The organism is Rhizobium sp. R693, assembly GCF_002211315.1.
Classification (GTDB): domain Bacteria; phylum Pseudomonadota; class Alphaproteobacteria; order Rhizobiales; family Rhizobiaceae; genus Rhizobium.
This window is the reverse complement of sequence record NZ_LOKY01000003.1, coordinates 70,659-84,166: the sequence shown is the minus strand read 5'-3', so window position 1 is coordinate 84,166 and position 13,508 is coordinate 70,659. Positions and strand designations below refer to the sequence as shown.

14 protein-coding genes are annotated in these 13,508 nt (G+C 60.0%); 1 reads left to right on the top strand and 13 read right to left on the bottom strand.

Annotation, left to right across the window (positions count from 1 at the left end; translation table 11 throughout):
• Window positions 1-2 precede the first annotated feature (2 nt).
• Genes ATY79_RS04525 through yajC form a run of 3 tightly spaced genes read right to left on the bottom strand, consistent with a single transcriptional unit; the run spans window position 3 to window position 3,358 of the window.
• A complete protein-coding gene (locus ATY79_RS04525) occupies window positions 3-389 on the bottom strand; it encodes an Mth938-like domain-containing protein (protein ID WP_088694847.1) in 387 nt (128 codons plus the stop codon).
• A gap of 4 nt (window positions 390-393) precedes the next feature.
• A complete protein-coding gene (gene secDF, locus ATY79_RS04520) occupies window positions 394-2,955 on the bottom strand; it encodes a protein translocase subunit SecDF (RefSeq protein WP_088694846.1) in 2,562 nt (853 codons plus the stop codon).
• A 55-nt stretch (window positions 2,956-3,010) separates the two neighbouring features.
• Window positions 3,011-3,358 (bottom strand): preprotein translocase subunit YajC, encoded by a 348-nt coding sequence (gene yajC, locus ATY79_RS04515; RefSeq protein WP_018859378.1) that lies wholly within the window; start codon window positions 3,356-3,358, stop codon window positions 3,011-3,013.
• A gap of 210 nt (window positions 3,359-3,568) precedes the next feature.
• Between yajC and ATY79_RS04510 the strand changes: the two genes are divergently transcribed.
• Window positions 3,569-4,441 (top strand): ATP-binding protein, encoded by an 873-nt coding sequence (locus tag ATY79_RS04510; RefSeq protein ID WP_088694845.1) that lies wholly within the window; start codon window positions 3,569-3,571, stop codon window positions 4,439-4,441.
• 53 nt (window positions 4,442-4,494) lie between these two features.
• On the opposite strand, the gene ATY79_RS04505 is transcribed toward ATY79_RS04510, so the two are convergent.
• From ATY79_RS04505 to nagZ, 10 genes are all read right to left on the bottom strand, one after another.
• A complete protein-coding gene (locus ATY79_RS04505) occupies window positions 4,495-6,063 on the bottom strand; it encodes a M23 family metallopeptidase (protein ID WP_088694844.1) in 1,569 nt (522 codons plus the stop codon).
• A gap of 137 nt (window positions 6,064-6,200) precedes the next feature.
• Window positions 6,201-6,854 carry a protein-L-isoaspartate(D-aspartate) O-methyltransferase gene (locus tag ATY79_RS04500; protein ID WP_088694843.1) on the bottom strand — a complete coding sequence of 218 codons (654 nt, stop codon included), beginning with the start codon at window positions 6,852-6,854 and terminating at the stop codon, window positions 6,201-6,203.
• Window positions 6,855-6,860: 6 nt separating this feature from the next.
• Window positions 6,861-7,628, bottom strand: a complete 768-nt coding sequence (surE, locus tag ATY79_RS04495) for a 5'/3'-nucleotidase SurE (RefSeq protein WP_088694842.1) — start codon at window positions 7,626-7,628, stop codon at window positions 6,861-6,863.
• A gap of 4 nt (window positions 7,629-7,632) precedes the next feature.
• Window positions 7,633-8,916, bottom strand: a complete 1,284-nt coding sequence (gene serS, locus ATY79_RS04490; RefSeq protein ID WP_088694841.1) for a serine--tRNA ligase — start codon at window positions 8,914-8,916, stop codon at window positions 7,633-7,635.
• 92 nt (window positions 8,917-9,008) lie between these two features.
• Window positions 9,009-9,836 (bottom strand): twin-arginine translocase subunit TatC, encoded by an 828-nt coding sequence (tatC, locus tag ATY79_RS04485; RefSeq protein ID WP_088694840.1) that lies wholly within the window; start codon window positions 9,834-9,836, stop codon window positions 9,009-9,011.
• Window positions 9,833-10,453, bottom strand: coding sequence for a Sec-independent protein translocase protein TatB (gene tatB, locus ATY79_RS04480; RefSeq protein WP_088694839.1), 621 nt, complete (start codon window positions 10,451-10,453; stop codon window positions 9,833-9,835). Before tatB ends, tatC begins: the two co-directional genes overlap by 4 nt.
• A gap of 49 nt (window positions 10,454-10,502) precedes the next feature.
• Window positions 10,503-10,700 (bottom strand): twin-arginine translocase TatA/TatE family subunit, encoded by a 198-nt coding sequence (locus tag ATY79_RS04475; RefSeq protein WP_007532194.1) that lies wholly within the window; start codon window positions 10,698-10,700, stop codon window positions 10,503-10,505.
• A gap of 185 nt (window positions 10,701-10,885) precedes the next feature.
• Window positions 10,886-11,566: an SMC-Scp complex subunit ScpB gene (gene scpB, locus ATY79_RS04470; protein WP_088694963.1), complete on the bottom strand. Its 681-nt coding sequence runs from the start codon at window positions 11,564-11,566 to the stop codon at window positions 10,886-10,888.
• Window positions 11,567-11,598: 32 nt separating this feature from the next.
• Window positions 11,599-12,459 carry a ScpA family protein gene (locus tag ATY79_RS04465; RefSeq protein WP_088703140.1) on the bottom strand — a complete coding sequence of 287 codons (861 nt, stop codon included), beginning with the start codon at window positions 12,457-12,459 and terminating at the stop codon, window positions 11,599-11,601.
• A gap of 21 nt (window positions 12,460-12,480) precedes the next feature.
• Window positions 12,481-13,494 carry a beta-N-acetylhexosaminidase gene (nagZ, locus tag ATY79_RS04460; protein WP_088694962.1) on the bottom strand — a complete coding sequence of 338 codons (1,014 nt, stop codon included), beginning with the start codon at window positions 13,492-13,494 and terminating at the stop codon, window positions 12,481-12,483.
• Window positions 13,495-13,508 lie beyond the last annotated feature (14 nt).

Genomic DNA, 13,508 nt, shown 5'->3' with positions numbered 1-13,508 from the left:
TGTCAGACCGCTATCAATGCCGCGGCAACAGCGCGGGATTCCATCAGCATGATATTGAAGGTGCGGACCGCCGCGCCGGTATTCATGGGATCCGAGGAAATACCCGCTGCCTTCAGCGCGGACTTCAAATCCGCCGGGATCGGCCGCATGTCGTTTCCGGTACCGATCAGCAGGACCTCGATCTCGGCCGCCTCATCGAGCACCTTCTGAAAGTTCTCGATCGATAGCGGCTTCGACATATCCATGTCCCAGCCATAGATGCCGGACGGCAGGCAAAGGATCGACCCGCGATGGGACATGTCGGCGAAACGGAAACCACCATTGCCGTAGGTGTCGATGGGCGCGCGTCCGGGAAAATGCGCCTCGCGGATTTCTATGCCTCTTGCCATATTCTCACACTGCCGGATTGCCGGAGTTCGTATCCGGCTCGGCCACTTTCTCATGTTGGTCGCTATCAACCACGTCCGGGCGGAGCTTGAAAGCGATCAGCACGGGCGCGGCTATGTAGATGGAGGAAAAGGTGCCGATGGCAACGCCAAACAGCATCACAAAGGCGAACGGGCGGATCACGTCACCGCCGAAAAGGCAGAGCGCGACAAGCGCAAGCAAGGTCGTCGCAGCCGTCAGTACCGTGCGCGACAGCGTCTGATTGATGGACGCGTCGATCAGGATCGGCATCGGCATCTTGCGATAGCGCTTCAGATTCTCGCGCATCCGGTCGTAGACGACCACCGTATCGTTGAGCGAATAGCCGATGATCGTCAGGATGGCCGCGACGCTCGTGAGATTGAATTCCATCCCAGTCAGCACGAAGAGGCCAAGCGTCAGTATGATATCGTGTAGTGTCGCGATGATAGCCCCGACCGCGAACCGCCATTCGAAGCGCAGCCAGATGTAAAGTAAGATGACAGCCAGTGAGCCAAGTATGCCCAACGTCGCGGCCTTGGTCAGTTCGCCCGACACCGCGGGGCCGACAACCTCGACCCGCGGGATCTCATAGTCGTCGCTCAACTCATCACGCAGCAAGGTCATCGCCGACTGCTCAGCATTTTCGCCGCCGCCCTGCGCCTGGATGCGAACCAATGCCGTCGACGCGTCGGAGAGGCGGCGAGCTTCAATGTTCCCAATGTTCAGATCGTCGAGGCGGGCACGAATATCATCAGGATCGGCATTGCCGTGCTTCGCCTTGACCTCCACCAACGACCCGCCGGCAAAATCAACGCCAAGATTGGCGCCGACCGTTGCGAAGCCGATCATCGCCAGGATCGAAAGCGCTGCCGACGCAGTGAAGGTGTAGCGCCGTATCCCCATGAAGCGGATGTTGGCGTGATCAAAGATGCCTGTGCGGACGTCCCTGGGCAGATGCCGCGGATGCTTGCGGTGAAGCCAGGTGACGACAATCCAGCGCGTCAACGTGAAAGTGGTAAAGACGGTCGTCAGAATTCCCGCCGCCAGCGTCACCGCAAAACCCCGAACGGTGTCACTGCCGAGATAGTAGAGGATGACTGCCGCGATGACGATCGTGACATTGGCATCAAGGATCGTCAGGAATGCACGCGAAAACCCGTTACTGATCGCATCCGCGAAGGAGTGACCGGCTTTCGCCTCCTCCCGGATACGCTCGTAGACGAGCACATTAGCATCGACAGCCATGCCTATGATCAAGACGATGCCTGCGAGGCCGGGCAGCGTCAGCGTTGCGCCGATTGCGCTCAGCACAGCGAGAATCAAGAGGAGGTTCAGGACAAGCGAAATGCCGGCGATGATGCCCAGCTTTCGATAGAAGGCAAACATCAACCCGGTGACAAGGATCGCAGCGACGAAGCCAGCTACCAGACCGGCGCGCTTCGATTCCGCGCCGAGGCTGGGGCTGACGGTGCGCTCCTCCACGGTCGTCAACGTCGCCGGCAGAGCGCCGCTTCGCAACATCAGCGCAAGATCGCGGGCTCCGTCCTCGCTGAAGCTGACCGGCACCCTTCCGGTGCCGTCCAGGATCGGCGCATTGATCAGCGGCGCAGCCATGACCTGATCATCGAAAAGTATGGCCAGGTGCCGTCCGATGTTCTGGCGCGTCTTCTGCGCGAGTTCCTCGGTTCCTTCGGCATCCAGCTTATAGGTGATCGCGACCGAGTCCGTTTGCGCATCGGCAACCGCCTGGACATCAACGAGATTCTTGCCTGTAACGAAATCTGTTCGATCGACGAGGTAGGGAACGGGCGGATCGTCCAGAGAATAGAGCACCTCTGATGTCGCCGGCCAGCGACCGGCAAGGGCCTGCTGCCCCGACATGCTTTCATCGATCATCCGAACCGAAAGCTCAGCAGGCTCGTTCAGAATATTCTTCAGCCGCTCGACGTCGATAGAACCGAGGGCCTCGACGTCGATACGGTCGTCACCATCGGCGCGAACGGAAAAATCGTTGATCCCCAGACCGGCGATGCGGCGCTCGACGACTGCGAGGGACTGAGCTTGCGCGGTTGCAATTCCTTCGTCGATGCTATCGTTTGAAATTCGCAGCGTAAGCTGTGCGTCGTTGCCCTTCTCCAGGGAAACACTTTGGACCGAACTTCCAAACCAGCCGCTCTTCGTGGTCGCGGTCAGTGCGTTCAAGGCCTTGACGGCAGCATCCACCTGGCCGGCGTCGGTTATCTTGACGGTGACGTCCTGGTCGTTCCCGGTCAGACCGGTGTAGCGAATGTTGGCTTCACGCAACTTGCCGCGAACATCCGCGACCGTGCGTTCGAGCCGGTCCTTCACGACATCAACGCGTTCGATCTGGAGAAGCAGATGGGAACCGCCCTGCACATCGGGTCCAGGCACAACGCGACTGTGAGCCAGCCAAAAGGGGAGCTTAGAGCGCTGCCCTTCCGATAACAGATTTGGGGCCGCGATTATCGCGGCCGCCACCACCAACAACCAGATCAGAACGGCCTTCAAGCGGGAAAAACGACGCATTTTCTCTCGACTGTTTCCGACCCGACCAATCCGGTTCGCGGCTAGGTTTGCAATACTACGCGGCGTCCGCCTTGACCGGCTCACCCTTGACGCGAACTTCCGAAATGCCGGTGCGGACGATGCGAACGCGAACGCCGTCAGCAATCTCCACTTCGAGTTCCTTGTCGTCAACAACCTTGGTGACCTTGCCGACGAGGCCGCCACCGGTGACAACCTGATCGCCGCGACGGATCGCCTTCAGCGTCTCTTCGCGCTTCTTGGCCTGCGCGCGCTGCGGACGGATCAGCAGGAAGTACCAGACGACCATCAGCGGCACGAAAAGGATGATCATTTCAAAGCCAGAGCCGAACGGCGACGCCGCAGTGTCGGTAGCAGCCTGGGCAAATGCCGGGGTGATGAACATGCTAAACTCCTCAAAACATTCCGGTGGCGGAACTCCGCCTTTTCTCGGGTGGCCGGACTATAATTATGGTCTTTGCGAATGCAACAGAAACAGCTGGAAACCGTACCGATTCCGCTGCCTCATAACCTTTCCGCTCGCAAAAGGCCATGCTACGCCGCAGGCAAAAGACACGGTACGCTGGCTACAACCAGAATTCAGGAGGAAGGCCCCATGGCCGAAGACGTCAACCACGCCATTCTGACGGAGCTGCGCCGACTGACGGACGCGATCGACCGCTTGGCCGGCCCTGCGCCCGCAGTCAACGACTGGAACGCGGCCGACTGCTTCGTCTGGGCCCCTGCCCGCCAGCATCTCCAGCCGGTTGCGCGGCCGAACCGCGTGGCACTCAAGCTGATCCGCGGCGTCGACCACGTACGCGACATCCTGCACGAGAATACGGTGCGCTTCGCCGAAGGCTATGCGGCAAACAACGTTCTCCTGTGGGGTGCGCGCGGCATGGGAAAGTCATCGCTGGTCAAGGCTGTTCACGAGGATGTGCGGCGCGAGAGCGGAGTATCGTTGAAGCTGGTGGAAGTGCATCGCGAAGATATTGCGAGCCTCCCGACACTGCTCGATCTTCTCAAGGACACCCCGCATCGCGTCATCGTCTTCTGCGACGACCTTTCGTTCGATCACGATGACACGGCATACAAATCGCTCAAGGCAGCCCTTGATGGTGGTGTCGAGGGGCGGCCAGACAACGTGCTCTTCTATGCCACCTCGAACAGGCGCCATCTGCTTCCGCGCCACATGATGGAGAACGAGCAGTCGACGGCGATCAATCCCTCCGAAGCGGTCGAAGAGAAGGTTTCACTATCCGATCGGTTTGGCCTTTGGCTCGGCTTCCACAAATGCAGCCAGGACGACTATCTGACGATGATCGACGGCTACGCTGACCATTTCAAGCTGCCGATCGATCGCGAAAAGATGCATGCGGAGGCGCTGGAATGGGCTACGACGCGCGGCGCGCGTTCCGGCCGCGTCGCCTGGCAGTACATCCAGGATCTCGCCGGCCGTATGCGCATCGCACTCGACCGCGCATAATGACAAAAGCCCGGCTTCGAAGCCGGGCTTTTGAGCATCCTCGGACGCAATACCTATTCGAGGAAAGTAATCGGGTTGACCGGAGTCGCATCCTTGCGGACTTCGAAGTGGACCTGCGGCTGCTTGACGCTGCCGCTCATGCCGGAGACGGCAACCGTCTGGCCGCGCTGGATCTTCTGGCCGCGGGTAACGCTCAGGGTGTCGGCGTTGCCGTAGACGGTGACCGTGCCGTCATCATGGCGGACGAGAACCGTATTGCCGAGTTCCTTCAGCCCGTTGCCGGCATAGATGACGACGCCGTTTTCGGCGGCCTTGATCGGCGTGCCCTGCGGCACGGAGATATCGATGCCATCATTGCGGCTACCGTTGACGTTGGCGCCATAGGCCGCAATCACTGCACCGCGAACCGGCCAGCGATACTTGCCGATGCCGGTTGCCTCGGGCGCCGCGGACGCCACTTCCTTCTTGGCAGCCTCATCCACTGTCTCCGTGGCGACGGGAGCCTTGTAGGTTGCCGGTTGCGCAGCGGCACTCGTCGTTGCAGAGGCTGGCTGTGCGACCGGCTTCGGTTCTGCCTTCGCTGGAATGGAGGCGGTTTTCATTCCATCCTGCGAAACGCCAGGGAGATTGAGTTCCTGACCGATGCGGATCGAACCAGCCGACAGGTTGTTGGCGGCCTTAAGATCGTCGATGCTGGTGCCCGTCGCCTTGGCAATCTTGGCAAGCGAGTCGCCAGGCTTGACGACATAGGTGCCGCCAGCGCCCTTCGGCCCCTTGCCTGCGCCGGCGGCAAGCTTGCTGGACGGATCGGCATTTGCGACCGACTTGTCGCGGGCGGAATTCGCACCCGGAACGACGGCAACGTTCTGCTCCTGCTGCTTGCCCGGTTGCGGCAGATGCCCACCCTTTGAGAGGTCGGCTGTCTGTGCGGCTGCCTTGGCGGCATTGCCTCCGTTGAAGGTCGGGATCAGAATGATCTGACCAGGCTTGGCGGCAGCTGCAGTTTTGAAGCCGTTGACCCGAAGGATTTCCTTCTCCGGCACACCGTAGCGATTAGCCAGTGTCGCAGTGCTTTCACCCGGGCGAAGCGTGACGGACGGCGCGTTGGTTGCCGACCAGCCGGAGGCCTTCGGGGTCGTGCCGGTAACGATCGAGTCGGTTGCCGTCTTCGGAGGAACGAGAATGGGCGCCGACTTCTTCGGGGCAGCGGCTGCAGGGAATGGCTGAGCGAGAGCGACCTGCCTTTCGTGGGATGGCGCCACTGGCGTTCCTGCGGAGGGAGCAGCGAGATCGGAACGCTGAACGGAGACAGGTGCCGAGGCCATGCGGGCACTGGAGGCGCCGTAAGCGGGCTGCGCCGGATAAGGTTGATTCATCGCCTGATTGCTCGGCGAGTAGCCGCCCTGCGCCAGATCCGCCTGCGGAACCGGATCGGCCTGCAGACCGCCCATGCTTCTGCGCGGAATGGAATTGGTCGTCATCTGATCCTGACCGGACGACGAGAAAAGACCACCGAAACGTGTCACATCGGAACTGCAACCCGCTACGGTACTCGCCAGCAAAGCCGCTATCAGGACATTACCGGCAGACTTGCCTACTCTTGGCGAAAGACTGAAACGCATGACTCGACCCACTGATGAACGCAACCATTTGTGGGTTTATTAAAGCGCGTTAGTATTACCACGCGGTTAAGGTACCGAAATCCGCGAGATTTTTTTGAGAGATTGCTAACCATAGCAACGCCAACGGGCGGATCGCCTCAAAGTTGCGAGGCCAGGCGCGGCACGATCGGGAGATAAGGCGTGTCGAACAGTTCTTCGCGCTCGAAGCGGCTGCCCGTTTTCGTCAGCCGCACCAGGCGACACTCATCCTCGGAGATCATCAAGGGGGCGATCATCGAACCGCCGGAAACAAGTTGATCGGTGTAGAACCGCGGCATGGAGTTGAACGCGGCGGTGACCAGAATGCGGTCGAACGTCCCCTCGCCTTGCAGACCGGCGCTGCCGTCGGCCTGTCGAATGATGACGTTTCGAAGCCCGAGCGAGTCGACACGGCGCTGCGCATTCGTCGTCAGCGTCTTGTAGCGGTCTATCGTCAGCACGCGTTCGGCCATGCGGGCCATGACGGCGGACATGAAACCACTACCAGTGCCGACCTCGAGTACACGCTGCCCCGGCTTGATCTTCAGATGGTGGAGGATCCTCACTGCGAGATCGACACCCTCGAGGAAGGAGCCGCATTCGATCGGGATCGTGCGGCTCGAATAGGCCTGCTCGGCAAACTGAGGCGGCACGAACAGCGACCGCGGCGTCTGCTCGACCGCAGTCAGCAGGTCCAGATCGGATACGCCCTCGGCTCGCAGCCTCAAGACGAGCGCCGCAAAACCTTCCTTCTCCACCAGCCGTGCCGTCAAAGCAATTTACTCCGTACTCGAAAGCGCCCGCGCCACGCGGTCCTGTACGGAATAATCAGTCAGATCCAGTTTCAAAGGAGTTACCGAAACCTTGCGATGCTTCAGAGCGTGAATATCTGTACCGGCGACGAAGGCACCCGCACGCTCTCCAAACCTGAGCCAATAGTAGGGAAAGCCGCGTCCGTCAGAACGCGCATCGACCTGCAGGTTGAAAGCAAGCTTGCCTTGCGCCGTGACTTCCACGCCCTCGACCTCTTCAGGCCGACAATTCGGAAAGTTCAGGTTCAGGAACGTGCCCTCTGGCAGGTCGAGCGATATCAGCTTGTCGAGAAGTGCCGGCGCGTGCGCCTCGCAGACCTCCCACGGGACGGCCCTTGCGCCGTCATGGTGCAGATAGGCCTGGCTCAAAGCAAAGGAGCGGACGCCCTGCATTGTGCCTTCGATGGCGCCGGCGATAGTGCCGGAATAGGTGACATCATCGGCAACGTTCGATCCCGAATTAACGCCTGAGAGCACGAGATCCGGCTTGGCGTCCATGACCTGCCTGATGCCCATGATGACGCAATCGGTCGGCGTTCCGCGCAGCGCGAAATGCTTGTCGGAAATCTTGCGCAGCCGCAATGGCTCGGAAAGGCTCAACGAATGTGCAAGGCCGCTCTGGTCCGTCTCCGGCGCGACAATCCAGACATCATCGGAGAGCGTCCGCGCAATCCGTTCCAGCGCCGCGAGGCCTTCTGCATGAATGCCGTCGTCGTTGGTGAGCAGAATGCGCATCGGCTCAGGCCGCCCGTTCGATCTTCTTCAAACCACCCATATATGGCAGCAGGACGTCAGGGATAGTCACAGAACCGTCCTCGTTCAGGTAGTTCTCCAGAACCGCGATCAGGCAGCGGCCAACGGCGGTGCCCGAACCGTTCAGCGTGTGGACGAACTTCGTCGCCTTGTCTTCTTTGCCGCGATAGCGCGCATTCATGCGACGCGCCTGGAAATCGCCGCAAACCGAGCAGGACGAGATCTCACGATAAGTGTTCTGGCCCGGCAGCCAAACCTCAAGGTCGTAGGTCTTGCGCGCGCCAAAGCCCATGTCGCCGGTGCAGAGCGTCATCGTACGGAAATGCAGGCCGAGGCGCTTCAACACCTCCTCAGCGCAGGCTGTCATGCGCTGATGCTCGGCAAGCGAGCTCTCGGCATCGGTGATCGAGACGAGTTCACACTTCCAGAACTGATGCTGGCGCAGCATGCCACGCGTGTCGCGACCGGCAGACCCCGCCTCCGAACGGAAAGACGGCGTCAGCGCGGTGAAGCGGAGCGGCAGCTTCTCCTGATCGAGGATTTCGCCCGAGACAAGATTGGTCAGTGTCACTTCCGCGGTCGGGATCAACCAACGACCGTCCGTCGTCTTGAACAAATCCTCCGCAAACTTCGGCAACTGCCCGGTACCGAACATAGCATCATCGCGAACCATCAGCGGCGAGCTGACTTCGGTATAGCCGTGCTCGCTCGTATGCAGGTCGATCATGAACTGACCGAGTGCCCGCTCGAGCCGAGCCAGCGGACCGGTCAGCACTGTAAAGCGCGATCCGGAGAGCTTGGCGGCCCGCTCGAAATCCATGTAGCCAAGCGCTTCACCGATCTCGAAATGTTCCTTGGGCGTGTGGTTCCAGCGAGGCTTTTCGCCGACGACGCGGGCAACGGCATTGTCGTGCTCGTCCTTGCCGACCGGCACGTCGTCATGCGGGACGTTCGGAATGCGCGACAGCGCGTCATTCAGTTCGTCCGTCGCCTGGCGTTCGTCCCCTTCGACGGTCGGAAGCAACACCTTCAGGTCGGCCACTTCCGCCTTCAGTTTTTCTGCAAGCTCGCTGTTCTTCTGCGCCATCGCCGCACCAATTTCCTTGGATGCGGTATTGCGGCGGGACAACAGGTCCTGGACCTTTTGAACGGCCGAGCGGCGCTTTTCATCGAGCGCAACCAGACTTTCGGACAAAGGCTCGGCACCACGCTTGGCAAGTGCCGCATCGAGCGCTTCGGGATTCTCACGGATCCATTTTATATCGAGCATCGTCGTTCCAGGTCGTTGTAAGAAAGATAACCCGGCCAAAGCCCTGCTAGGCCTCGACCGGATACTTGGAAGCGTTCATTGAGGGAGAGTGGTCAGACGTTGTCCGTCTTGGCAACGTCCGTGGTTCCTTCAGCCTCTTCGACCGCCTCGCGGGCACGCTGGCGCTCCACGAGTCGCGCCGCGTAGATGGAAATCTCGTAGAGAAGGATGGTCGGCAGTGCAAGGCCGATCTGGGACATCGGATCGGGTGGCGTCAGCACCGCTGCAACGATAAAGGCAAGCACAATCGCGAACTTGCGCTTCTCAGCCAACCAATCCGACGTCAGCAATCCGACGCGCGCCAGCAGCGTCGTGATAACAGGAAGCTGGAAGACCAGTCCGAACGAGAAGACCAGTGTCATGATCAGGCTGAGATACTCGGAGACCTTCGGAAGCAGGGAGATCGCGACATCGCCCTCGCCAGGGGCCTGCTGCATGGTCAGAAAGAACCACATGACCATCGGCGTGAAGAAGAAATAGACAAGCGAAGCGCCCATCAAGAACAGGATAGGCGACGCGATCAGAAACGGCAGGAAGGCGGCGCGCTCGTTTTTGTAGAGGCCAGGCGCGACGAACTTGTAAATCTGTGCGGCGATAATCGGAAAGGCGATCACCAGGCCGCCGAACATAGCAACCTTCACCTGCGTGAAGAAGAATTCCTGCGGCGCGGTGTAAATGAGCTGCGCTTTGGACACGTCCAGCTTCGCCCAGACCACCGCCCATTTGTATGGATAAACCAGGACGTTGAAGAGGTGCTTGGCGAATATGAAGCAGACAATGAACGCGACGAAAAACGCACCGATCGACCAGATCAGCCGCGTACGCAGCTCCATGAGGTGTTCGATCAGTGGCTGCGGCTTGTCTTCGATTTCACCGCTCATGCGTCGTCCTTCTTCTTCTTTGCTGCTGTCTTCTTCGGAGCGGTTGTGGCGGCAACTGCCGCAGGCTTCTTGGTGACAGCTGTCTTCGTCGAAGCCCGCTTAGGCTTCTCGACAGCGGCAGCGACCGGTGCAGGAGCGGTCTCAGCCTTGGCGCGCGGCTTGCGGACTGCCTTAGGCTTCTCCTGAACTGCCGCAGTTTCCACATTTGCTACAGCAGCAGGCACCGGCGTGACGACAGGCGGCGTCTCTGGCAGGCTCATCGACGGCTCAGGCACCGATACAGCAGCCGGCGGAACCTCGGTCTTGTTGTCGACCGTCGTCGCCTTCTGCAGGTCAGCCTTGATTTCATTACCCATCTGGCGAAGCGGGTTCATTGCTTCGCGCAAACTGTTGACGGGGTTCAGCTTCTGCGCATCCGTCAGCGTCTGGCGGACTTCGTCCAGGTCTGCCTCGCGCAAGGCCTCGTCGAACTGAGCACGAAACTCACCGGCAACCTTGCGGGCGCGTTGAGTCATCTTGCCGAACGCACGAAGCATCGGCGGCAAGTCCTTGGGACCAACCACCACGATCAATACGACCGCGATGACAAGCAGCTCGGTCCAGCCAATATCGAACATTCAAGGCTCCTGAACGGGAAACGTGGGGGCTACGTTGCCCGGAAGTGGATTACTTCGTTTCGTCGGCCTTGTGATCGACGGTCTTGGCAGTCGTGGACTCAGGCGCGTCTTCGTCGTTCATGCCCTTCTTGAAGCTCTTGATGCCCTTGGCGACATCACCCATCAGCTCCGGAATCTTGCCACGACCGAACAACAACAGCACGATGACCAGAACGATCAGCCAGTGCCACATGCTAAAAGAACCCATTACGCTAACTCCCTGTTGCGATGTTTCCAGATGTAAGAGCTTCCTACACCAATTCCAACATCAAAGTTCCCCTTGGATTGTCGCTTAATGTCACGGTATCGCCCTCTGTGACAAGAGATTACACATTCGAAAAACCGTGATCGGCATTGTTTTCGCGACACGTAGCGGAACCACGACAAATCCGATCAGTCTTCGGACCCGCCACCCGGCGCAAGCAGGCCGAGTTCCTCGAGATCGAGTTGCGTTATGGGATCTTCGTCCTCGGTCAACTCGTCGTTCATCATAGGCGATGGTACATTGAAATTGGCCGGTATGCGACCGGAGAGCAGCCCCGCTCCCTTCAATTCTTCCAGCCCCGGCAAGTCGCGCAGTTCTTCCAAGCCGAAATGGTCGAGGAAATCCCGGGTGGTGCCGAGCGTGACCGGGCGGCCCGGCGTCCGCCTGCGACCGCGGAACCGAACCCAACCTGCCTCCATCAGCACATCGAGCGTGCCGCGAGACGTTTGTACGCCTCGGATGTCCTCGATCTCGGCGCGCGTCACCGGCTGGTGATAGGCGATGATCGCCAAGACTTCTAGGGCTGCGCGCGACAGCTTCTTCGCTTCGTTCTCGTCCCGCCTGATGACGAAAGAGAGGTCGGCTGCCGTTCTAAACGCCCAGGCATCATCTACCTGGACGAGATTGACGCCGCGATGGGCGTATTGCTCCTTCAGGCGCAACATGATGGCGCGGACGTTGAAGGTGCGAGGCAAGCGGTCCGCAATGAAGCTTTCGGACACGGGCTGGGCAGACGCAAAAACCAGCGCCTCGGCAATGCGCTCCGCCTCGCTCTCCGCACGAACCTCCTCGTCTGAATCTTCCGTCATGGCGCTATCAATGCGTTCGTCTTCCAGATCGGTCACGCCGGTCGCTCCTGTTCGACGACCTGCAGCGTCGCATGCTTCGGGCCTCGCCGCATGTAGAGCGGCTGGAAGGCTCCATCCTGGCGGATTTCAAGTTTACCTTCGCGGACAAGTTCGAGGGAGGCTGCAAAGGTACTGGCAATCGCCGTGACCCTGTCTTCCGGCGACGCCATGTAACGCAAGAGATAAGATTCGAGGGCTGTCCAGTCGCCGATCTCGCCGGTGATGCGAGTCAGAAGCTCGCGGGCGTCCGTCAGCGACCAGACATTGCGTCGAGCGATCGTCACCTGCGTCACTGCCTGACGCTGCCTGAGCGACGCATAGGCCGTCAGCAAATCGTAGAGGCTCGCATCATATGCCGACTGATGTCTATCGGGGATGTGCTCCGGCGCGCCGCGAGCGAAGATATCCCGCCCAAGACGGTTGCGGTTGACGAGACCGCTCGCGGCCTCGCGCATCGCCTCGAGGCGCTTCAGGCGGAAAGCGAGCGTCGCCGCCATCTCCTCGCCGGAAGGTCCGTCATCCTTGGCCTGTTGCGGGATCAGCAGGCGTGATTTCAAATAGGCAAGCCAAGCGGCCATCACCAGATAGTCGGCAGCAAGCTCTATCCGTATCCGCCGTGCGCTTTCGATGAACTGCAGATATTGCTCAGCCAGCGCAAGAACGGAGATGCGGGACAGATCGACCTTCTGATTGCGGGCGAGATAGAGCAAGAGGTCGAGGGGACCTTCGAAGCCGGCGACGTCGATCAACAGCGCGGGATCGGAGCTCGCGCGCTCGGCGCCGTTCTCCTGCCACAGCTTGTCCATCGGCGTTGCCGCCGTCTGTAGCCGTTCCGTACCCTTGGTCGTCGTCACCCTGCCTTGCTCCTATGGTGATCAGACTGTTGCAAACATCGCATCGAATTCGGCGCGGAGCGAAGCTTCCTCGGCCCTGTCAGCCGTTGGGAAGCCCTTCAGCACCGCTTCTGCGCGCGACAGCGACTGGCCCTGCAGGACCGGTACGTTTTCCGCAACCTGTTCCATTTCGTCCATGTGGCCATTGCAATGCAGCACGATATCACATCCACCGGCGATGATGTTGGCGGCGCGCTCACCGATCGTACCGGCCAGCGCGTTCATCGACGTGTCATCGGAAAGCAACAGCCCTTTGAAGCCGATATATTCGCGAATAATGCCGTCGATGACTTTACGAGAGGTAGTTGCCGGACGCGCAGAGTCGATGGCCGCAAAGACAACATGACACGTCATCGCCATCAATTCGTCCTTCATGGCAATGAAGGGCGGGAAATCGTGCGCCTCGAGTTCCGCGCGCGAAACCGTCACAACCGGCAGTTCATGATGGGAATCGGCAAAGCCGCGACCGTGGCCCGGCATGTGCTTCATCACAGGCAGAAGGCCGCCGGCTTTCAAACCTTCGGCCGCCGCACGCCCCATGGCAGTCACCGTTGCAGGATCGTCGCCGTAGGCACGGTTGCCGATCACGTTGCTGCTGCCTTCCACCGGAACGTCCAACACCGGAAGGCAGTCCACGTTGATGCCAAGGCTCGATAAATCGAAGGCATGCAGCCGCGACATCAGCCACGCGGCGCGAAGGCCCTTTTCTCTGTCCTGCCGATAGATATTGCCAAGCTGTTGCCCCGAGGGATAATGCTGGAAGATCGGCGGACGGATGCGCTGGACGCGTCCGCCTTCCTGGTCGATCAGGACAGGGGCGTGCCAACCAACAGCATCTCGCATCTCCGCGACGAGGTCGCCGATCTGCCGCGGCTCGGAAATATTGCGCCCAAACAGAATGAAACCCCAGGGACGCTCGGCGCTGAAAAACGCCCTTTCTTCGGGAGTGAGAGAAAGGCCGCTACAGCCAAGGATCATCGCTTTTGATTCGGTCATACCCGAATCATAGA

Excerpts from the sequence above, each read along its gene's own strand:
- ATY79_RS04525 (WP_088694847.1), bottom strand. The coding sequence starts at position 389 with ATGGCAAGAGGCATAGAAATCCGCGAGGCGCATTTTCCCGGACGCGCG.
- secDF (WP_088694846.1), bottom strand. The coding sequence starts at position 2,955 with ATGCGTCGTTTTTCCCGCTTGAAGGCCGTTCTGATCTGGTTGTTGGTG.
- yajC (WP_018859378.1), bottom strand. The coding sequence starts at position 3,358 with ATGTTCATCACCCCGGCATTTGCCCAGGCTGCTACCGACACTGCGGCG.
- ATY79_RS04510 (WP_088694845.1), top strand. The coding sequence starts at position 3,569 with ATGGCCGAAGACGTCAACCACGCCATTCTGACGGAGCTGCGCCGACTG.
- ATY79_RS04505 (WP_088694844.1), bottom strand. The coding sequence starts at position 6,063 with ATGCGTTTCAGTCTTTCGCCAAGAGTAGGCAAGTCTGCCGGTAATGTC.
- surE (WP_088694842.1), bottom strand. The coding sequence starts at position 7,628 with ATGCGCATTCTGCTCACCAACGACGACGGCATTCATGCAGAAGGCCTC.
- serS (WP_088694841.1), bottom strand. The coding sequence starts at position 8,916 with ATGCTCGATATAAAATGGATCCGTGAGAATCCCGAAGCGCTCGATGCG.
- tatC (WP_088694840.1), bottom strand. The coding sequence starts at position 9,836 with ATGAGCGGTGAAATCGAAGACAAGCCGCAGCCACTGATCGAACACCTC.
- tatB (WP_088694839.1), bottom strand. The coding sequence starts at position 10,453 with ATGTTCGATATTGGCTGGACCGAGCTGCTTGTCATCGCGGTCGTATTG.
- ATY79_RS04475 (WP_007532194.1), bottom strand. The coding sequence starts at position 10,700 with ATGGGTTCTTTTAGCATGTGGCACTGGCTGATCGTTCTGGTCATCGTG.
- scpB (WP_088694963.1), bottom strand. The coding sequence starts at position 11,566 with ATGACGGAAGATTCAGACGAGGAGGTTCGTGCGGAGAGCGAGGCGGAG.
- nagZ (WP_088694962.1), bottom strand. The coding sequence starts at position 13,494 with ATGACCGAATCAAAAGCGATGATCCTTGGCTGTAGCGGCCTTTCTCTC.